The sequence below is a fragment of the Cohnella rhizoplanae genome, from assembly GCF_948329515.1.
GTDB classification, from domain to species: Bacteria; Bacillota; Bacilli; order Paenibacillales; family Paenibacillaceae; genus Cohnella; species Cohnella rhizoplanae.
Window position 1 is genome coordinate 155,764 of sequence record NZ_CAOJCN010000004.1, and the last position, 20,941, is coordinate 176,704.

Sequence of the window (20,941 nt, forward strand, 5' to 3'; positions counted from 1 at the left end):
GCCGCCATTCCTCCTACGCCCGGACATAAGCCTTGATCGTGCCTACCGTCTTGCCTTCGCTCGCACCGCTCGGCCGAATGGTGTAGGAGGAGACAGACGCAGGTACGATAAACGTCTCGGCATAGCCAACGACGAATGGCTCGAACGCGCCGTCCGGACTCTCGACGGTCGCTTCCTCCCCCTCGATCAGATTGATCATGTGGACGCTGCCGTTGCGCTCGTGCAGGACCGGCTCCGAGAACCAGTGACGCCGCGTCTCGATGAATTCGAGTTCATGCAGTCCCGTGCGCTCCTCCCGCCAGCCCGTACCCTCCGCGACCGGCTCGATGACGTTGACGCACTGCGCCTCCGTCCACTTCGTCGTCCGGTCCCAGCGGATGACCTGCTCGCCGTGATCGATATGCACCGGGCGCGGCCTGCCGTCCAGCCCCAGCCGGTCCCAGTCCCACAGCTTGAACGTGAAGATGTACGGCGTAGCGCTGATCTCCAGCACCATGCAGCCCGCCGCCGAGCAATGCACGGTTCCTGCCGGTATGAGATAGTGGTCATGCTTCTTGGCCGGGAACGTATTCGTATACTTCTCCGCCGGGAACGAAAAGCCGCCCTCCTGCGCCTTGCGCAGATCCGACATCATGCCGGCCGGCTCGATGCCGTCGCGCAGCCCCAGATAGACCTGCGCGCCGGGCGCGGCCTCCAGAATGTAGTAGCTCTCGTCCTGCGTATACGTCATGCCGAACTGCTCGCGGATATATTCCGTGGTGGGGTGAACCTGCAGGCTCAGGTTCTGGCCGCCGATCGTGTCCAGGAAGTCGAAGCGAATCGGAAACTCGGCGCCGAATCTCGCATAGACCTTCTCGCCAAGCAGGTCGATCGAGCGGAAAAACACCAGGTTGATCGCCGGCATCTCGAGCCGGTGCGAGCCGTAGCGGAAGTACACGCTGTTCTCCTCCGGCACGCCGTCGAAGCCCCAGGCATACGGGTGCTCCCGCTTGGGGAGATCGATATGCGCCTCGAGCCATTCGCCCCCCCACACGCCGGGATCGAAGTAGGGAACCAGGCGGAACGGCCGCTTGGCCGCTTGGGCCATGCCGTCGAACAGCGCCTCGCGGGTCGCCATGACGGGCGACGCCTTGGCGTTCGTATCCAGATAATAATCGATGGAGCCGAGCCGTCTCTTCTTCAGCCGGTCGGCCATCCGCCATTCGAAGAAGAATCCCCGCTTGTACAGACGCAGGATGTCGCGCTCCATGCGTTCCGTCCGCCAGTTGCCGAGCTCGCCGGAACGATAGCGCTGCTGGATCTCCCAACGCGCCAGATCCGCGTACACCAGCAGGTCTCCGCGGGCGATCAGCGACGCGCCGAAGCCGATGACCAGTACGACGCCGTCCCGGACCGCGTCGATCCGCTCGCGCAGCGCGCCGATCCGCGCCGGATCGTAGAACTCCTCCACCTGGAACGGCGTCATGTAGCCAAATACGCGATCGTCCGTCATGTAGCGCTCCACGATGCGGTCGACCTCCGCGGGAGGCAGCGCGGCTTCTTCGGCGCGGACGACCGTTAACGAGCCGAACGCCCGCTCGCAACCGGCGACGATCTCCTCCTGCCGGACGCCGGGATAGCATTCCAAGACGATAATGGCCCTGCGTTGTCCGAGACGGTCGACGGCGGAGCCGAGCTCGGCCGCGATCGCTTCGTAGCCGGCCCATACCTCGTCTTCCCGTCCTCGAATCGCGATGACGGGTTCTTTGTCGTAGCGTGGTGGCATCCTCGCACAGCTCCTTTGCGTGATCTGATCATATATTATCAGATACGAACACAAATGAACATATCTATCCGTCAATTTTTTGCTCGAACCTGTTCATTTGCAGCGCGCTACACGATATGAAGCTCCACGCCGCCGCTCTCGATAAGTTCCCGGTCATCCCGGGAGATGCCCTCGTCGGTCACGAAGACGTCTATATCCGTCAATGCGGCGACCGGCGCAAAAAAACGCTTGCCGATCTTGGATGAATCCAGCAGCATCACGACGCGACGCGACGCGCGGATCATCGAAATTTTCACCTGCGTATCCAGCAGATTGGGATCGGTAAAGCCCGCTTCCGGCGTGAAGCCCAGAGCGGACAGGAACAACGTATCGGCGTGATACCGCGAGAAAAACTCCTCGGCCAAGGGGCCGACGAACGTCCCCGATTTTTCTCGGAGAATGCCGCCGCAGCTGATCGCGCTTCGCCGGTCGCCGGCGTACGGGCGGAACCGGGTTAACGTATCCAGGCCGTTGGTGAGCAGCGTCAGCTCATTGAAATGACCAAGCCGATCGACCATAAAGGACACCGTCGTGCCGTTCTCCAGGGCCACGATATCGCCGTCGTTCACGAATTTCCGCGCGGCATATTCGGCCAACCGTTCCTTGACGTCCCGATTGTGCGCCTGCTTGTCCGTGAGCTCCGGCTCGTCCTGCCCGGTCGACTCCGTCCTCGTTCCCAGGTAGACCGCGCCGCCATGAGAGCGGCGGATCACGTTCTCTTGCTCCAGCGCGTTCAGGTCCCGGCGGATGGTCATCTCGGAGACGCCGAAGCGATCGCTCATCTCTCTCATGGTGGCCACGCCCTTGTCGGCCAGATAGTCGATCAACAGTTGCTTCCGTTGCAATGGCAGCATCGCCGCACCTCGTCATTTTTTTCTCATTCTATCACAAATGAACAATAGGGGGCAGCAGCAACAGGTCCTTCCGGGAAGCGCTTATCCAGGGGAGTGGTTATACCCGTATCGCTGCCCCTCTTCTTGAACGCGCGGACGGCGGCTATAATTCAGACCAGAAGCTTGCTCGTCACAGGAGCTCTAGGGGACAGGAGGAAATCGCAATGGAGATTAAAAACAACACGATTTTGATTACCGGAGGCTCGTCAGGGATCGGTTACGAGCTGGCCTGCCAGCTGCAGCGCATGGGGAACCAGGTCATCATCACAGGGAGGGATCAGGCACGATTGAACGAGGCCAAGGCCAAGCTGCCGGGCGTACACGCGATTCAGAGCGATATCCGCGATCCGGAGGCCGTCGAGAGCTTGTATGCCAGCGTAGCGGCGGCATATCCCAAACTGAATGTGCTGGTGAATAACGCAGGGATCATGCGCAAGATCAATCTGCACGAGGCCGGCAGGGGGCTGAGGGACCTCAGCCTGGAGATCGATACCAACCTTACGGGGACCATTCATATGGTGCATCGCTTCCTGCCCTTGCTCAAAAATCAGCAGCGGGCGGCCATCGTCAATGTCTCTTCGGGCCTGGCCTTCGTTCCCTTCCCGATCTCTCCCATCTACGGAGCAACCAAAGCCGCCATTCACTCTTATACGCAATCGCTGCGCGCTCAATTAAAGCATACCTCCGTGAAGGTATTCGAGCTGGCCCCGCCTTCGGTACAGACGCCGCTGCAGCATGCCTTCGATGCAGCCGATACGAAGGGGATGCCCGTAATGGACGTCCGGAAGCTAGCCGAGCTTACCCTTCGCGGCCTGGCCCGCGACCGCTTCGAGATACGGCCCGGAGCGAGCAATCTCCTGAAACTCATCAGCCGGCTGTCCCCCGCGCTCGGATTGAAGCTGACGGGCGGATCGCTCAAGCATATGCTGACGGAAGCAAAATAACGGTGCTCTCCCCATATCTGCCGGAGTGTTCTATACTAAGAACATCTACGCTTAAAGATCGGAGAAGCACCGCATGTCCAAGCTTCCATTGAATCGCTACCAGGAGCTGTCCCACTTCTTGCGCAGCCGCCGCGAGCGGCTGACGCCTGCGCAAGCCGGGCTGCCCGCGACAGGGCATCGCCGGACGCCGGGCCTCCGGAGAGGCGAAGTCGCCGCGCTGGCCGGCGTCAGTCTGGAATGGTATACCTTCCTCGAGCAGGGACGTCATATTCATGTATCGATCGAACTGCTGGAGAACCTGTCCCGCGCGCTTCAGCTGAGTCCCGCCGAGCGCCGCCATCTCTTCTTGCTGGCGCACCGACAGCCCCCGCCGGAGATACAATGCGACCCTCCCGCTATCAGCGGGATGCTGAAGCGCTTTGTAAAAGGTCTCGGCACTTCCCCGGCCTGTCTGCTTGATGAGCGGCTGAACATCGTTCTATGGAACGATTCGTTCAAGGTCGTATTCGGCGATCCGGATTCGCTCTCTCCGGAGCAACGCAACTATGTGTGGGGAACGTTTATGGCCCCCGAATTCCGAGCGTTAAAGGGAGAACAATGGCGGGACCATGCCAAGCGTGTGGCCGCTCAATTCCGCGCCAAGTGCGCCCGTTATCTGGACGATCCCTGGTGGAGCGAGCTGACAGAGCGGCTGCTCGCATGCAGCTCCGAGTTCCGGGAGTTCTGGGCGCTTCACGATGTGGAGGAGGACGCTACGGCCCACAAGATCCTTCATCACCCCGCAGCCGGAGATCTGGCGTTTGATTATCTCTCCTTCCAGCCCCAGGAGACAACGGCGGATCTGCTCATCGCGGTTCATGTGCCGCTGGGAGACGGCGTGACGGAGGAGAAGATTAAAGAGCTGCTTGCGGCATTGTAGCGGTAGTCATCGTGACTAGAGCAAATATCGCACGTTTTATGGTTCGCGGTGCGCATTCGAATCGACTATACTGACGGGTATCGTCACGCTGACCCGCGTCCATTGCCCGGACTCGCTTGCGATCTCCACCCCGTACCGGCTTCCGTACTGCACCTGGATTCGCTGGTGGACATTGCGCAGGCCGTAGCCTCGGGATTGCTTGACGAGCACCTCCTCGGCGACGTCGGCCGGGATCCCCGGACCGTTGTCCTCCACCGTGAACACAAGCGTCTCCCCGCTCTCCCCGACATGTCCGCGGATCCGCAGCCTGCCTCTCCCCTCGCGCTTCTGGTCGATCCCATGCTCGATCGCGTTCTCCACGATCGGCTGAAGCACGAGCTTGATCATCCGCTGCTCCAGCAGGCGGTCGTCGACATCGTATTCCACGTCGAAGTCGTCGTCGTGCATGATGAGCTGCATCTCGAGGTACGACTTGGTATTGAGCAGCTCGTCCTTGATCAGGATCACGTCGTTGCCCTGATTAAGCGTCGTCCGGTAGAAGGCGGACAAGATGCCGGCGACCCGGCTGATGTCCTCGGCGCCCGCATCGATGGCCTTCCAGTTGATGACCGATAGGGAGTTGTAGAGAAAATGAGGGTTGATCTGGGCCTGGAGCGCTCTCAGCTCCGCTTCCCGCTGGACGATCTTGCTCTTGTAGCCCTCTTCGATCAACTGGTTGATGCTCGCCAGCATCTTGCCGAACCGCGACTCCAGCTCTCCGATCTCGTCGCCCCCGTGAACCTTCAGGCTGGTCGTGAGCGTCCCTTCCTCGACCAGCTTCATCTTGTGATTCAGACGCTGGATCCTCCGTACGAACACGCGGGAAAAGATCCAGCCGACGAGCAGCAGGACGACGATGCAGATCCCTTCGATGATTAGCGTCGCCCGGAGTATCTTCCATGGACTGATCGTCAAGGCATCGGCGGGCACCATGAGGGACAGCGACCAGTTCGATTCCCTCATCTCCCGATGCAGCCACAGGTATTCCGGATGATCGCCGGCCGCGCCTTGCAGCCGCCGCTCGACGAGCGCGGCCGCATCCTCCATATTGCCCGCGTTCGGCGCGCTCGCGTATACGACCTCTCCATGCCGATCGTCTATGACCGCCGCGGCTTCCGGCAGATCCGGCAGATTCAGCGTATTAGGCAGGAAGTCGGGGACAAGCTCGACGTACACGAGGTTTTTTTTCTCGTAATTAATATCGCCGAATATGCGCCTGACGCCGAAGACCTTCCCGTTCTCGATATACCAATGCGTATCGATCGTCTCCATGGCTTCCTTGTACCAGTACGCGTGCTCCACGGCGGAGATCGGCATGATCGAGTTGAAGCGTTCGGTCAAGTTATTCTCGGTGTAGATGACGATCCGTTGAATGTCGCTGTTGAGCGAGGTCGTCGTATTGATAAGCGGATCTACGATCTCCTTCAGATCGAGGTACATCGTATAGTAGCTCTTGTATTCTTCGTTAAAAATGTGGGAGAAGTTCGGATTGTAGCTGATGAGTTCGATCGCCGCGTCGAATCGCTGCAGCTTGTAGCTCAGGCTGTCGTCGATCTTGCTCAGATTGTCCTGCAGCACGATGTTCGCCTGCTTCAGCTGCACTTTCTGGGATTGCTGATACGCATAGACGCCAAGGATCGAGAGCGGGATCAAGGTCACGGCGAGATAGGAGATGAACAGCTTATGTCTCAGTTTGATGGATTTTCCCCACTTCGCAAGCAACGGGCGCTCCGCCTTTCCTGTGCTCCTCTATGATCTCTCCATCTTACTCCTTAACCGCGCCGAGCACGATGCCGCTCACGAAATATTTCTGGAGGAAGGGGTAGATCAACAGGATCGGCACCATGGACACCATGACCTTGGCCGAGTTGAGCAATTGGCTGGACATATTCGTCAGCCGCTTGATCTCTTCGGGGTCGGTCGTGTTCATGATCGAGTTCACGCTGATGATCAGCTGCTGGATGTAGGTCTGCAGCGGCCAGTTCTCCTTGTGCTGCATCAGGATCATGCCGTCGAAGAAGGCGTTCCAGTGTCCGACGATCGAGAACAAGGTGACCGTCGCGAGCGCCGGCAGCGAGATCGGGACGAAGATTACGGCAAGCGTCCTCCAAGGCCCCGCGCCGTCCATATTGGCCGCCTCCTCCAGCTCCTTCGGAATGCCCTTGAAGAAGTTCATCAGCAGGATAACGTTGAACACGGGCACCGCCGTCGGCAATACCAGCGCCCAGATCGAGTCGAGCAGGCCGAGCGAATAGATCGTCATGTACCACGGGATCAGGCCGCCATTGAACAGCATGCAGAAGATTACGAACCACATGTAGACGTTCCGGCCGGGAAACAGCTTGGCGGACTTGGACAACGGGTAGGCCATCAGAACGGTGATCACAAAGTTAATGGCGCCTCCCAGCAGCACCCGCTCAATCGAAACGCCGAAGGAAATGAAAAAGTTGCGGTCCCGGATAATGGACTCGTAGGCGCTCAGGTTAAACTCTACCGGCCAGAAGTAGACTTGGCCGGACATGGCCGGGATCTTGCCGCTGAACGAGATGGCCAGCGTATTCAGGATCGGCGCCATGGAGAAGAAGGCGATCAGGCTTAATATCAGATAGATCGTCCAGTCGACGGAACGGCTGCTTCCGCGTATCATGTATCGTCACTCCTGTCAGAAGATGCGGTAGTTGGCAAAACGGGCGGCTAGCATATAAGAGACGGCGATCAGGAGGAAGCTGACGATGGACTTCAGCAGGCCGACAGCCGTGGCCAAGCCGTATTGAATCTCCAGCAGTCCCGCGCGATAGACGTAGGTGTCGATGATGTCCCCGGACTGATAGACGACGGGATTGTACAGGTTCAGAATCTGCTCGAAGCCGGCATTCAGCACGTTGCCCAGGCTGAGCGTCGCAAGCAGGATGATCGTAGGCAGCAGGCCGGGGATCGTGATATGGAGCAGCCGCTGGAAGCGGTTGGCGCCGTCGATCGCGGCGGCCTCGTACAGGTTCGTGTTGATCGAGGTCAGCGCGGCTATATAGATAATGGTGTTGAAGCCGAATTCCTTCCAGACGTCGCTCGCCACCAGAATAACCCGAAACCAGGAATTGCTCTGCAGGAACATGATCTCATGGCCGCCGAACCACTGAACGAACTGATTGACGATGCCTTCCAGGCTCAGCAGATTGATCAGAATGCCGGACAGGATGACCCATGACATAAAGTGAGGCAAATAAACGATCGTCTGTACGAATCGCTTGAATTTCATATTCATGACTTCATGCAGCATCAAGGCAAATACGAACGGAACCGCCATGCCGACTACGATCTTTAAGGATGCGATGGACAGCGTGTTGATGAAAATCGTACGGCTGTCCGGCAGGTCGAACATATACTGGAAGTTCTCCCAACCGACCCAATCCGAGCGGAAAATGCCGAGCGTCGGTTGATAATCCTGGAAAGCGATGACGATGCCAAGCATGGGAATGACGCTGAATACGAGCAGAAATGCAATGCCGGGCAGCAGCATGGCATGGTAGTGACGGATAAACGATCGGTTATTCATTGCATCTCCACCTTGCGCAAGATTCGATTTATGAAAGAAGGGGCTGACCTCGCTTGCCGGGCAGCCCCTGACCACTAAGAATCATTCAATCCGATTACTTGTCTTGAAGCGCCTCCTTGATCTCCTTGGCCACTTCATTGCCGCCGATGGACTTCCATGTGGACACGAAGCTGTCGAATTCGTCCAGCGGCGACGTGCCGGTAATGATTTTCAGGAACGTCTCGTTCTCCAGCTTATCCAGGTTGGCGCCCCGCTTCAGCATCGTTTCGGTCTTGCCGTAGTAGGCCGGCTCCACCTTGTTAAGCTCCTTGGCGCCAGTGACCGCGGCCGCCGTGTAGAAGGCCAGCGAGTCGGCATAAGCCGCCATGTCCTGCTTCGGATTTTCCTTGTTCTTCAGCACGGACTCCACGCGAGGCAGGATGCGCGCAGGCAAGCCGGTCTTGTCTTTATCCTGTACGACTTTGTCGTAGATCGGCACGTCCCGCGCCAGCGAGTCCTGGAAGTCCAGCTGCAGGTTCAGCGGGTAGTTCAGCCATCCTACGCCCAAGCCTTTATAGAGCTCCTGGGAGGCAGGATCGATCAAGCGGATGCCTTCGTACTCTACGTTCAAAATTTTCAGCGCGGCTTCCGGGTTCTTGGCCTGCTTCTTGACGACCAGGAACGAGCCCGAAGGGACGGACGGCACGATATTGCGCTTGCCCGCATCGTCGAGCGGCACCGCGAGCGGCACCCAATCCGCCTTGGGATTGGCCTTGACCGCATCCGACATCGCCCAGCCGGCGAACCACGGCGCGAACAGGATGCCTGCGCGCCCGCTGGATACGAGACCCGCGTTATCTTCCCATTTGCGCGTCAGGAACTCCTTGTCGATCAAGCCTTGGGCATACATATCCCGCAGCACGCCGAGCGCCTGCTTGGTCTCCGGCGTGGTGGAGCCGTACACGATATTGCCTTCGGCATCCTGGAACCAGCTCTTCGGATAGGAATGGTAGGCGTTGAAGATCGGGTCGAAGGTGAAGAAGCCGCCATCCGTCACGATCGTCGTGTCGCCCAGGAGACCGACGGTATCCGGCTTGCCGTTGCCGTCCGGGTCCTTCTCGACGAACGCCTTAATGATGGCCTTGAGATCGTCCATCGTCTTCGGCAGCTGGAGATTGAGATGCTGGAGCCAATCCTGGCGCATCCAGAGCAGCTGGAAGTTGCCGTCGATATTCGTATTCGGCAGCGCATAGAGCTTGTCGCCGATCCGGCCGGTATTCAGCACGCGATCGCCGGTATAAGAGCTGTAATACTCCTTGATGAGAGGCGACGCGTACTTTTCATAAACGTCGGTCAGGTCGGCCAGCATGCCCGCCTTGGCCATCCGTTGGAACTGCTGCTCGTCGACCACCATGATGTCCGGGATGTTGTTGCTCGCGATGGCCAGGGTGACCTTCTGATTGTAGGCTTCCAGATCCTCGACCGAAAAATCGTATTTGATCTTGACGTTGAGGCGATCCTCTACGTACTTCAAGTATTGATTGCTCTCCAGCGTATCTCCGGAGGGCAAGTTATTGCCCGATACGCCCTGTCTCCCCAGCGAGACCGTTACCGTGTCGTCGTATTTGCCGAACGGATCGTCTGCGAGTGCGGCGGCGCCGGATCCGGCAGGCTGCTGCGACGCGCTTGCCGACGCGCTTGCGTCGCTGCTTGCGTTGCTGCCGTTGCCTGCGTTGCTGCCGTTGCTGCCGTTGCTGCCGTTGCTGCAAGCCGTCATGCCCAGGAGCAGCGCCGAGCAGAGCAGAATGGCTCCTTTTTTGGTGTTCATGCCCCAACCTCCATCTAATGAACTTGTTTGCCTATTCATCATATCAGCATCGTGAAAACGCCTTCTATCTCACAAATTTATGATTTAAACAGGTTTTTTACGGAGTTGCTTCCCTGTACTTGGCCGGGGTGACGCCGTAATACTGCCGGAACGATTGAATGAAATAGTTGGAGCTCCGATACCCCAGCATGTGGCAGATGTCCACGATCTTGATGTTCGTATCCTGCAGCAGCTCGGCGGCTTTTTCCATCCGGACCTGCGTAATGTAGCGAATCAGGCTTTGCCCCGTCTCCTTCTTGAACAGATAGCTCAAGTAGCTGGGCGTCAGATAGACCTGGTTGGCCAGGCCCTCCAGGGACAGATCCTGGTCGTAGTTCTCGCCGATCAGTTGCTTGATCTGCTCGATGATCTTGTTCGCGGATTCGGCTTTGGCCGAGGCGCCGGGGCTCGCTTCGACGAGATCGAAGATGTCGAACATGACCTGCTTCAGATCGTGCAGGACGGCGCAGCGGGATATTTTGTCCAAATATTCATTCATGACTGGCAGCCGGTTTTTGTGCTCCTTCGCCAATACCTTGGACAGGATCTCGGAACAGAGAAATTTGGTATAGAGCGACGAGAAATGCCCTTTTGTTTTCAAATAAGAGAACAGCAGTTCAATCCCGTACTTGGCGCCCTGCACATCATGGTAGGCCAGGCATTGGTAGAGCTTCTCCACGATCGCGTTGAGCTCGCTCTCGTTGAAGGGCGCCTCGGTGAATTGCGCTTCGGAGAATAATATCGCCCGGTCATCCATGAAAAACCTGAATTCCAGCAGCCGCTCGATGCTGCCGTAAGCTTCGTGCACATGCTCCCAACCGTCGGCGGCCGCCCCGACGACGATGCTCACCTGCTGGCCGCACCGCTCGGCGGCGCCGGAGGAGATCGTCTCGGCCAGCGACTGGAGCGCTTCCCTGGGCAGCGGATCCGCGTGATAGACGAATACGATGCTCTGGCTCTCGTTCATGTTCAGGTAATCGAACGCATAGGGCACGCATTCCTGAAGCATCGCGACGAACGCGTCGTTATGCATATCGAAAAACAGATTGGGACACTCCACCAGCAGCAGATGGATCGCTCCCGGCGTTTCGGAGGCGCCGAGCGAGGGAGGGGACGCAGCGGGCCTGCCGCTTCGCGGCGCGTAGATCGCATCAAGCAGCATTTTCTCCCGCTCATAGGCGACTCCGCGCTCGTAGCCCTCCAGCAGCCGCAGCTCGCGCATTTTGCCCGCCTCCCTCTCCTCGCAGGCCGCGATCGCCTCCCGGATGACGGACAGGAACTCCGGCACCTGAATCGGCTTCAGCAGGTAATTGGATACATTCGTGCGGAGCGCGCGTCTGGCATACTCGAATTCGTTGAAAGCGCTATAAATAATGACAACAATGTCCGGCTTTTCTTCTCTAAGCTTCTCCGACAGCTCCAAGCCGTCCATAAACGGCATCTTGATATCCGTCAGCACGATATCCACCGGCTCGCTTCTGACGATATCGAGGGCCTTCTCCCCGTTCTCCGCCGTTACCGTTTCGAGCTCCAGCTTGCAGTTGCGAATGAGGCTCCGCAGGCCTTCTCTCTCGATCCGTTCGTCGTCGACGATTAATATGCGTCGCATCCGCTGCGCTCCTCTCGGGCGGCATAAGCACAAAAAGGGCTTCTCTCCAAAGAGAGATGCCGCCCTTCTTATGATATCCGAATTATAGGCTTCTAAAAGCGACCGTACCGGCATTCGCGCTGCGATTGACGCGCAGGGCGTTCTCCGGCGAATTCAGCCGCGCACCCCACTGCAGCGTGTAGCGGAACTCGTAGAATCCGCCAAGCGTCGCCTTGAAGTTCGTCTCCCAGTAGTTGGTCAGCACCCAGGCGTACAAGGTAGACGTCCCGTCCTGCGCTTGACCCTGAACCTTCCGTTCGCCGAACGCGAGCGGTCCCGTCTGCATGAGCGGCGTATCCGGGGTGGCGATCGCCAGTCCTCCGGTCGGCGCGACCAGAGCCAGACCGTCCTGAATGCAGTAGAAGTCGGTCAGCGTGCCCGGAATCTGATCGATACCCGGACGGACGGCCGCCCCAGCCTTGTCGAACCACAGCTCGCCGCCGTCCCCCCGCACGAAGGGCAGGGACACGTACACGTTCTCCGGTTCCCACACGCTGGTCTTGTGCATGCGCACGGAGACGTCGGCCCGCGGCTGGTCCGTGTACACCTTCAGGAACAGGGAGTAATGGCTCATCCCCTCGACCTGGTAGAGCAGCTCCACGACCGCGTACAACGGGCCGTTCGCGATCGATTTGACGCCGGACAGCGTACCCGCGGAGCGCTGGACGTTCATGCCCTTCCGGTTCCGGCCCATGATCCTCCTGACGGTCATCTGGTCGCCATGCTCGCCTGCGGTCACTTCGTATACCGGCGTAAACGCGCCGTGCGCCTGCCTCGGATCGAGGAGCTCCTTGCCCGTCTGCTTGTCGACCCAAGAGACGATCCCGGCTCCGCTCTGCCAGGCGATCTTCACATAAGGCGACTCGATCCCGTTCTCGGTGATCCGGACGAGATCCTCTCCTTGCGCCAGCGGAACGAGATCCCGGATGTCGTGGATGCGATCGGCGCCGATGAGGCGCGTGCTGCTCGTCGTCCGCCCCGCAGGCTGCGCCGAAGCCTCGCGGATGAGATAGCGCTTCTCTTCCCCCGCGCCCAGCTTGGCCATGATCGCGATCTGGTAGCCTCTGCTCACCTTCTCCTGCTGATGCGGGACGACCTCGCCCGTGCGTTCGTCTACCACTTCCAGACCGTTTCTATAATAGTCGGCTTCCCACTGCTCTTCCAGGTAGAAGAATGCCAAATCCTCGATTGCATACTCGAACGGGTTGACGACTTGATAAGTGAACGCGCGACCCGCCCGCAGCAGCACGTCCCCGCGATCCCGCAGCACGCGGTCGAGCGAACGCTGGACCAGACGGCTCGCATTGGCCGCATACGCCTCTTTTCGGACGCCCAGCTCCTGCACCATCGGATGCCAAGGCTCGGAGATCGAGGAGTGGTAGCCCCACGTATGCTCGGCGTACATGATCAACTGTCGCTGCGCTTCCTCGATCTCCGCCGCCTTGACGCTTCGGCCGTCGGGGTCCAGCCGCTTGACAATGGACAATGCGCGCTGGGCGCTGCGGAAGATCTGCGTATGCATGGCCGTCGAGGCCACGCCGTCCGACCACCAATCCGGCCAATCCCCCCTGTAGACCGGAATCGGTACATCCTGCTCCTTCACCAGGTCGAAGTAGCGATCCAGCGTCGTCATCTCGAGCTCGATGCGGTCGCCGTGCCTGGCGTTCCACTCCTGGATGAAGCTCATGACCCGGCCGTTCGGAGCGGCATTGTCGCGCAGCAGACCCATGACGTTGACCAGCGCGAAGTCGTACGGGTAGTCCTCCTTCTCCAGCTGGGCCAGGTACCGGCCGATTCTCGTCTCGGCGATCCGCCAGTGGTCCTCGGCGATGCCCCAGATCGGCGTCTCGTCGCGGATGGAATAAGAGAGCGTGCCGTCGGGATTGATGCCGAGATCGTTGCCCATCATGTAGTGCTCGCCGCTCCATACGAGCAAGCGGTTGCCCTTGGGCGTCTCCCAGTAGAACGGAAACTGCTTGCGTCCGATCGCGAACATGCCGTGATGGGTATGGATGCAGCTGAGCAGATGCTCGATGCCGGCGTCCGCCATCGCTTGCGCGTAGCCCCAGCTATAGCCGTTGATATCCGCCGTCATCGCCGACCGGACGCGCAGGCCATGGGGCTCGGCGAACTTCCCGGCTCTGGCGACCATCTCGGCGAGGAGCTCGTAGCCGATCAGCTCCGTCATGTTCAGATACGTGCCCGACAGCTCGATATCGCCTCTGCGCAGCGCCTGCACGAAGCGTTCTTTTTCGGCGTCCGTGGCTTCCTCGAGGAACTTTTCGACCGCCCAGAACGTCTCGCAGGTCCACTTGAAGCCTTTCCACTCGGGATGCTCTGCGGTATGGGACGCTTCGCTGATCGCGAGCGCCTGCCGGATAAAGTCCACGTGATACTGCTCGATTTTTTCTTGTCTCTCCGTATAGCCGATATCCGTGTGCGAATGATGGATCACATATATTTTCCACTTTCTCTTTCCGCTCGGCATTCAAGCTCTCCCCTAACGTATCCTGTCTTGCGACCAGTATAGCCCCGGGAGGAACGGATCGGAAAGTTCATATTTTTGCGATTCATATCACATTTTTGCGCTATCCGAAGCGCCCTTGCCCAACGCGGATCGCATCATCCTAACGCGAACTCAACGGCAGCCTCGGCATGAAGCCTTGTCGTATCGTATACCGGGATATCGCAGTCTTCTTGGGAGATGAGCATCGCGATCTCCGTACATCCGAGAATGACAGCCTCCGCTCCTTTACGGGCAAGGCCGTCTATGATGTCCAGGTACTTTTTCTTCGAACGCTCATTTATGATCCCAAGACATAACTCGTGATAAATGATATCGTGAACCGCAGCCCGATCCGCCGCCTCCGGAACGACAACCTCCAGTCCAAACTTGCCGGTTAGCCGGTCCTTATAAAAGGGCTGCTCCATCGTGAAGGCCGTCCCTAACAAAGCCACCTTCTTCAACTGATCGTCAGCGATTCGACGGGCTGTCGCATCCGCGATATGCAGTAAAGGAACCGATATCGCGTTCATCACTTCGGGCGCCAGCTTGTGCATCGTATTCGTGCATATGACGATGACATCGGCACCGCCTGCTTCCAGCTTTTGCGCAGACTCGGCCATAATCCTCGCAGCCTCGTCCCAGTTTCCTTGATGCTGAAGATCCTTGATTTCTTGAAAGTCTACGGAATACAGCAGACACTTCGCCGAGTGGTGCCCGCCTTTCCTTGCTTTGACCGTCTCGTTGATGATTTGGTAATAGAGCATGGAGGATTCCCAGCTCATACCGCCTATCAGGCCGATTGTTTTCACCGTATGATTCACGCTCCTATGCATCCTATTCTTTCATAAGCTGTCCGAATTTGCTGCATAAAAATAGGGCTATCCCTTGGCAGTTCGCTGGACTGCCTGCAGGATAACCCTTCTTTATTCACAATGTCAGTCTGCCCCGCGCGTGCAATGCTGCTCATACGGGCTTAAACACCATCAGTAGAATCGAAATCGCGACACAGACATTAGCGACGACCTCCAATCGCAACGAGCGACGGCGGCTACTCCGGTACGCATCCGGTAAGGCGCCGGTCCGGATCGGCTCCAGAATGACCCGCTGCCGCTTGATGCCTGCTGGAATGAGGGCAGCCATGATGACGACGATGACGACAAAGAGGGCAATCGAGAGCACGTACCATAACTGCCGGAAGAGGTAGGTCTGCTCGTATCCGAGCGCCAGGCCGGTAAGGAACATCAGCGTGCCGCCGAGCTTCGGCAAGACCGCCAGCTTCTCCAACAACGTCAAACCGAACTTCGCCTGCTCGGTCGTACGGACGCCGCTCATGATGAGCGGGTACCCGACGACGGAGACGATCGCCGTCACCGCGGAGATGATGTGCAGGGACAGCAAGTAGTTATACATTCGTCCCTTCTTCCCGGTAAGCGATCCCCACTCTTCTTCCTTTAAAAGGACCGTCAACCTCAAGATGATCAAGCATGCAGGCCGCCACGTCTTCATAAGCGACGTCCAGCTCCTGAATGCGGCTGAATAATTGGCCGGCCAGCGCCTCCTCCGACAGGTCCTTCACGGACGCCGGGAACGACAGGGGAATGCGATCGACGGTGATGTTCACGCGATCAGGCGCGGACGCCGCTGGGGCCTCCGTCATCGTGCCGGGGCACATCATGGACCAATCCAACCGGGTCTGTCGAAGCCGATCCAGATTCCGCTGGTGAATTAGGAAAACCGGGGGCAAGCCCGGAAGATCGTTGCCGGTTAATCCGGTATCCCCGATCTCCAGCAACCCCGCGCCTCCCATCGCCCATATACGGCCGGAGAAATGGGGATGATGCTCGCACTGCGTGACGATGTTGTCCACGATGCGGATGAACGCCTCGCCATGGCCCGCATTCCCCGCGGCGATGACCGCTGCATCCTGATGCGTCAGCGCCTCATAGACACGGTCCGGATCGAGGATATCCTCCCCAATGATCCTCACCTGCAAGGCGATCTCCTCGCCCTGCTGCTCGCGCAGCTTCTCCGGACTCCGAACGTAAGCGGTCATCTCATGTCCCTTTTCTACGCCTGCCGCCAGGGTCCGCTTCCCGGTATTCCCCGTAGCTCCGAACACAATGATTCTCATCGTTCTCCCACTTCCTCTTCGCCAATTATTGGCGTCCGTTAATTGACTCCAATTTAGCACCCGTCATATAATCTTGTGAAGAACGCACTTTCGTGTAGGGGACTGACTTTAAAGTAAGTATGGGAGAGGAGGGGGCGCGTGGAAGCGAGAGAACCGTCGGTATCCGAAGGACAGTGCCCTATCGAGACCGTCATTCACGTCGTCGGAGGGAAGTGGAAGCCGACCATCCTGTGGCATCTGCTGGAATCCACGATGCGGTTCAGCGCACTGGAGAAGAAGATTCCCGAAGTGACGCAGAAGATGCTGGCCCAACATCTGAGGGAGCTCGAGAATCAGGGCGTCGTCACGCGCACGATCCACCCCACCGTACCGCCCAAAGTCGAATATTCACTCAGCGAATACGGACGGACGCTCGCGCCGGTGCTGCAGTCCATGTGCGATTGGGGTAGGATCCACAATCGACTTGGCGGCGATGTCCCGGCTCAGCAGATACAGGGTTGAACTAGGGATGAAGACAAGAAAGAAGCCCGGGATGCTTCCCGAGCTTCTTTCTCTTTTAGACGATGGGGTTGATTCTGACTTCAATGGCTTTGGGATTCGAATATACGGTTTCATCGACAAACTCTTTTTGAGGCTTCGCTTTGTTCCCGCTCGCATCTTGCAGGGTGACTCCCGTATTGCTTATCGTAAGGGTCATGCCGGGCTCAATGGTTGTTGCCCCGCCTAGAGTGACCGTCACCGTATCTCCTGAGATGATAAACGTGTCGTTGCTGTCGAATGGGACCGAACCTTCTGTCGTAGTCAAGGTAAAATCATCAACCAAATCGGCTACCGTGCTACCACTTGGAAGTACGACAGCTTCCGAGAACTTGATGACGATCTCATCTCCGGCATTTGGGCCATTCTCATCCGTATCGACATATTCAGCATCCACAATAACGGGCGCCGCCTGATCCTTTGCCAAAACATGGATCCCGGCAATCTCAATGTTATTGGCATCGAGGATAAAGGTGGCTGGTTTCTGTATGACCTCTGGCGTGAAGTCTGTACCTTCCTTCGGTTCAACCCTGATTGTAATATAATTTCTTTCTCCTGGAGTAACGAGAGGCCCTGACGTTCTTCCGTTCTTATCCGTTACTTGTATAGATTTGATAATAAATCCCGGTACGGAAAAAGCATCTCCTGAATATCCATTGATATTGTCAACAAACTTTAGGCGAATCGTCTCGACCTTGCCGTCCTGTGAGCTGACCCCGTCCTTGCCGTCCAGCATGACCGCCTCAACCAGCCTGTCAATGTTTGTTACGATCTCCCGGATGTCAATGGCCTTCGGATTCGAGTACACATTGTCATTTACAAATGCTTTTTGAGGCTTGGCCTTGTTCCCGCTCGCATCTTGCAGGGTGACTCCCGTGTTGCTTATTGTAATATTCATAAATGCCTTGATGCTAGTTGTTGCGCCTAAAGTGACCGTCACCGTATTTCCTAAAATGGCAAACTGGTCATCGCTGTGAAAGGAACTAATAGAACCTCCAATCTTGCCCAAAGTAAAGTTATCCGCAAAGCTCCCGTCGTCCGTATTGCCGATCGGAAGTACGACAGCTTCGGAGAACTGGATGACGATCTGGTCTCCGGCATCCGCGCCATTCTCATCCGCATCCTTGAATTCAGCATCCACAATAACGGGCGCCGCCTGATCCTTGACCGCTTCAACATGAATCCCCACAATCTCCGCGTTGTTGACATCGCGAATGATGGAGCCCGGTTTCTGGATGACCTCAGGCGTGAAGTCCGTTCCTGCCTTCGGCGTTACTCGGATCGTAATATACTTCGCTTCACCTTGGGTATAGAGAGGACCCGTGGTTCTTCCGTTTTTGTCCGTTACCTTGATGGATTCGACTACAAACCCGGGTACCGTAAACGCGTCCTCCGGCAATACATCGATATTGTCCACGAACTTCAGGCGAACCGTCTCTACCTGTCCGTCCTGGGAGCTGACCCCGTCCTTGCCGTCCAGCATGACTGCCTCGACCAGCTTGTCGGTGCCCGTTGCGATCTCACGGATATCGATGGCCTTCGGATTCGAATACACGTTGTCATTCACGAACGCTTTTTGAGGCTTGGCCTTGTTCCCGCTCGCATCTTGCAGGGTGACTCCCGTATTGCTTATCGTAATTTGCATGCCTGCTTTGATGCTTGTTGTGGCGCCTAAGGTGACCGTCACGGTACTTCCCGAGACTACAAACGTGTCATTGGCGCTAAAAGTGCCCGAGCTTGCCGTCGTGCTCAGCGTGAAATCGTCCGCCAAGTCGCCTACACCGCTGCCAATCGGAAGTACGACAGCTTCGGAGAACTTGATGACGATCTGGTCTCCGGCATCCGCGCCATTCTGATCCGTATCCTTGAATTCAGCATCCACAATAACGGGCGCTGCCTGATCCTTGACCGCTTCAACATGAATCCCCACAATCTCCGCGTTGTTGACATCGCGAATGATGGAGCCCGGTTTCTGGATGACCTCAGGCGTGAAGTCCGTTCCTGCCTTCGGCGTTACCCGGATGGTAATATACTTCGCTTCACCTTGGGTATAGAGCGGACCCGAGGTTCTTCCGTTTTTGTCCGTTACCTTGATGGATTCGACTACAAACCCGGGTACCGTAAACGCGTCCTCCGGCAATACATCGATATTGTCCACGAACTTCAGGCGAACCGTCTCTACCTGTCCATCCTGGGAGCTGACCCCGTCCTTGCCGTCCAGCATGACTGCCTCGACCAGCTGGCTGGCTGCCACGGTCACCGTTGTTGCTGCGCTGGCTGGTATATCACCGTTCGGCGCAATACGCACTTCATAGCTGCCGGGTGTCAGTCCCGTAATCGACGTCGACGCAGCAGGTACGTTGATCCAATTCGCTTCCGCAGCCAATTTATACTGATAGACTTTAGCGGAATCCAGACCTGTGATTTTCCCATCGGCCGCAGCGGAAAACGTCGGCGCAACGCCATGTACGTCTGCCGGAGCTGACGGGGCCACAGGAGTTACAGGTTCTACGGTCCCGCCGTCGTTGGACGATGAGATCGTGTCCGGGTACTTGGAGCCGTTAACCAGTTCTACATTTCCTTTAATAGCCTCAAAGTTTACGATGACGTCGTAAGGCTTTGTTCCGGCCGGAAGGATCAGATTCCCTATCCTAGTTCCGGTGCCAAGCGTCACTTTGACGTCTTTATTCGTAATTTGCAAGGTGCCTACTCGCGAGGCGCCGGTCGGATCCGACAAGAAAATAACATCTGCATTCTTATTAATATCCACATTGCCTAATTGGAATTTGCTGAATACGACTCTTCCTCGAACCGATCCTTCATCGGCGGCCGCCAAGAAATAAGGCAAGCCTAAAGCACTCGAGGCAAGCTTTTGATAGGCCAGACCGTTTATATTCATGCTCGGCACGGACTCATCGATCGTTGTCTTTCCTTCTACCTTCGTCGACTCCGAGAAGAAAGACTGCTCAACGCCCTTGCCGACATGGAGGTCGCCGTTAATCGTCATGTTTCTCAAGGTTACGTAATCGCCGTTCACCGTAATATCGGCATCGACGGTTGCGCCATTTCCATCCAGTACCACATGATTGGCATACGGGTTAGCCGGATTTGTGCTGACTGATCCCTTCGCCGTCAATTCGATCCGTTCAATCTGCTCAATCCGATTATCTTTGGCGGATAAGGAGATCTTGGCTCCTTGCAATGCCGGAAGATTGCTTGGATTGATCCATTTCTTTTGTTCGTCCGTCAGGGTATAGGTTCCTTTAGAGGTGACCATGGCATCATTCGTAATCGATGAGATGGTTGCTTCTTGGCCGATTTTTTCTTCGCTGCGGAAGACGAGCGCTGCCATTTGCCCGCGCGTTATGCTTTCGTTCGGAGAGAAGGTAGTCGGAGTGGTGCCGGTCGTAATGTCGTTCTCGGTCAAAGCGCCCACGTATTTCGCAAACCAATCGCCCGGCTTTACGTCGGCGAACGGCAGCTGCTGCGGGTCGGACGGTTGAAGGTTATAGGCCAAGGTAATCATCTTCGCCATTTGCGCGCGGGTAAGCGTATCGTTGGGGTTGAATTTATTGCCGTAGCCTTCAACGATTCCTTGATTGGCCAACGCGCTAATATACGCATAATAGAAATTTCCCTTCGGTACGTCCGTGAAGCCCGGATCTGTGACATTGGCTGTATCCAAGCCTAGCGCAGAGACAATGATCTTGGCGGCTTGCGCGCGGGTCAGCTTGTCGTACGGCCGAAATGTCCCATCCGCGTTCCCTTCGATAACATGGCTGGCTTGCAGGCGAGTGACGGCTTCGTAAAAGTAATCGTTCGACGACACATCCTTGAAGCCTGCTTCCGCAGCGCCCGCATTTGGCGCGAGCACCCATAAGGCGCTTGCTGCAACGGTGGCCGTAGCGGTTGCCATTATTTTATTTCGTTTCTTATTTACTTTTGGCAATGATATTACCTCTTATCTAGGGAGTATTTGCATTAATTCCAATTAAAGTCAAATTGACATTTAATAATTGAAATTTACGCTACATAGAATATCGGTTTTATATCCAAAAGGTTTAGCGCGCGGAGCCAATTCGGTGCCGCGGCTTCTTAAGATTGACCCTTTCGAGTCATAG

The 20,941-nt window shown here is 57.1% G+C and carries 15 protein-coding genes; 3 read left to right on the forward strand and 12 right to left on the reverse strand.

The genetic code is table 11. The features are described from left to right. Positions 1 to 13 precede the first annotated feature (13 nt). Both PQG80_RS09490 and PQG80_RS09495 read right to left on the reverse strand, forming a co-directional pair. Positions 14 to 1,765 (reverse strand): class I mannose-6-phosphate isomerase, encoded by a 1,752-nt coding sequence (locus PQG80_RS09490; RefSeq protein ID WP_271751053.1) that lies wholly within the window; start codon positions 1,763 to 1,765, stop codon positions 14 to 16. 107 nt (positions 1,766 to 1,872) lie between these two features. Then, complete coding sequence (locus PQG80_RS09495; protein WP_271751054.1) at positions 1,873 to 2,658, reverse strand: DeoR/GlpR family DNA-binding transcription regulator; 786 nt, start codon at positions 2,656 to 2,658, stop codon at positions 1,873 to 1,875. A gap of 203 nt (positions 2,659 to 2,861) precedes the next feature. Here PQG80_RS09495 and PQG80_RS09500 point away from each other — a divergent pair, with 203 nt between their 5' ends. After that, entirely contained in the window at positions 2,862 to 3,641 is a 780-nt protein-coding gene (locus PQG80_RS09500) for an SDR family oxidoreductase (RefSeq protein WP_271751055.1), read from the forward strand. Positions 3,642 to 3,714: 73 nt separating this feature from the next. Then, positions 3,715 to 4,560 carry a helix-turn-helix transcriptional regulator gene (locus PQG80_RS09505; RefSeq protein ID WP_271751056.1) on the forward strand — a complete coding sequence of 282 codons (846 nt, stop codon included), beginning with the start codon at positions 3,715 to 3,717 and terminating at the stop codon, positions 4,558 to 4,560. A 36-nt stretch (positions 4,561 to 4,596) separates the two neighbouring features. Here the strand turns inward: PQG80_RS09505 and PQG80_RS09510 are convergent, their stop codons facing one another. The 9 genes from PQG80_RS09510 to PQG80_RS09550 all read right to left on the reverse strand — a co-directional run bounded on the left by PQG80_RS09510 (position 4,597) and on the right by PQG80_RS09550 (position 16,283). Continuing rightward, positions 4,597 to 6,321: a sensor histidine kinase gene (locus tag PQG80_RS09510; protein WP_271751057.1), complete on the reverse strand. Its 1,725-nt coding sequence runs from the start codon at positions 6,319 to 6,321 to the stop codon at positions 4,597 to 4,599. A gap of 43 nt (positions 6,322 to 6,364) precedes the next feature. Next, on the reverse strand, positions 6,365 to 7,246 hold the full coding sequence (locus PQG80_RS09515) for a carbohydrate ABC transporter permease (protein ID WP_271751058.1): 882 nt from the start codon (positions 7,244 to 7,246) through the stop codon (positions 6,365 to 6,367). A 15-nt stretch (positions 7,247 to 7,261) separates the two neighbouring features. Then, positions 7,262 to 8,152: an ABC transporter permease gene (locus PQG80_RS09520; RefSeq protein WP_271751059.1), complete on the reverse strand. Its 891-nt coding sequence runs from the start codon at positions 8,150 to 8,152 to the stop codon at positions 7,262 to 7,264. A 94-nt stretch (positions 8,153 to 8,246) separates the two neighbouring features. Then, on the reverse strand, positions 8,247 to 9,959 hold the full coding sequence (locus PQG80_RS09525) for an extracellular solute-binding protein (protein WP_271751060.1): 1,713 nt from the start codon (positions 9,957 to 9,959) through the stop codon (positions 8,247 to 8,249). Positions 9,960 to 10,056: 97 nt separating this feature from the next. Continuing rightward, a complete protein-coding gene (locus PQG80_RS09530) occupies positions 10,057 to 11,607 on the reverse strand; it encodes a response regulator transcription factor (RefSeq protein ID WP_271751061.1) in 1,551 nt (516 codons plus the stop codon). Positions 11,608 to 11,689: 82 nt separating this feature from the next. After that, positions 11,690 to 14,134 (reverse strand): glycoside hydrolase family 38 N-terminal domain-containing protein, encoded by a 2,445-nt coding sequence (locus PQG80_RS09535; RefSeq protein WP_271751062.1) that lies wholly within the window; start codon positions 14,132 to 14,134, stop codon positions 11,690 to 11,692. Between the two features lie 134 nt (positions 14,135 to 14,268). Next, positions 14,269 to 14,961: an aspartate/glutamate racemase family protein gene (locus PQG80_RS09540; protein ID WP_271751192.1), complete on the reverse strand. Its 693-nt coding sequence runs from the start codon at positions 14,959 to 14,961 to the stop codon at positions 14,269 to 14,271. Positions 14,962 to 15,115: 154 nt separating this feature from the next. After that, the gene (locus PQG80_RS09545) at positions 15,116 to 15,562 is read right to left on the reverse strand and encodes a DUF2269 family protein (protein ID WP_271751063.1); all 447 of its coding nucleotides are present in this window, start codon (positions 15,560 to 15,562) and stop codon (positions 15,116 to 15,118) included. Next, positions 15,555 to 16,283, reverse strand: coding sequence for an NAD(P)-dependent oxidoreductase (locus tag PQG80_RS09550; protein WP_271751064.1), 729 nt, complete (start codon positions 16,281 to 16,283; stop codon positions 15,555 to 15,557). The genes PQG80_RS09545 and PQG80_RS09550 overlap by 8 nt, the downstream gene beginning before the upstream one ends. A gap of 138 nt (positions 16,284 to 16,421) precedes the next feature. On the opposite strand from PQG80_RS09550, the gene PQG80_RS09555 reads away from it, so the two are divergent. Beyond that, a complete protein-coding gene (locus tag PQG80_RS09555; protein ID WP_271751065.1) occupies positions 16,422 to 16,784 on the forward strand; it encodes a winged helix-turn-helix transcriptional regulator in 363 nt (120 codons plus the stop codon). A 55-nt stretch (positions 16,785 to 16,839) separates the two neighbouring features. On the opposite strand, the gene PQG80_RS09560 is transcribed toward PQG80_RS09555, so the two are convergent. Further along, the gene (locus PQG80_RS09560) at positions 16,840 to 20,769 is read right to left on the reverse strand and encodes an S-layer homology domain-containing protein (RefSeq protein ID WP_271751066.1); all 3,930 of its coding nucleotides are present in this window, start codon (positions 20,767 to 20,769) and stop codon (positions 16,840 to 16,842) included. Between the last annotated feature and the right edge of the window lie 172 nt (positions 20,770 to 20,941).